Annotated in this window: 1 protein-coding gene; it reads right to left on the reverse strand. The window is 61.5% G+C overall.

What is annotated here, in order from left to right; translation table 11 throughout:
• A partial coding sequence (locus tag HB681_RS37860; protein ID WP_275946444.1) for a carboxyl transferase domain-containing protein occupies positions 1-221 on the reverse strand: 221 nt, incomplete at both ends.

The raw sequence follows: 221 nt of genomic DNA on the forward strand, positions 1-221 counted from the left end.
GCCTTGATCGAGGACTTGATGTCCAGGCAGCCGGCCAGCACCAGCGGCTGGTTGGCCACGATGCCGATGCTCTGGCCTTCCATGCGGGCGAAGCCGATCACGATGTTCTTGGCGTAATCAGGCTGCAGCTCGAAGAAGTCGCCGTCGTCGACCACCTTCACGATCAGCTCCTTCATGTCGTAGGGCTTGTTCGGGTTGTCGGGCACCAGCGTGTCGAGCGA

The sequence above is a fragment of the Variovorax sp. dw_954 genome, from assembly GCF_018449755.1.
Taxonomy (GTDB): Bacteria; Pseudomonadota; Gammaproteobacteria; order Burkholderiales; family Burkholderiaceae_C; genus Variovorax.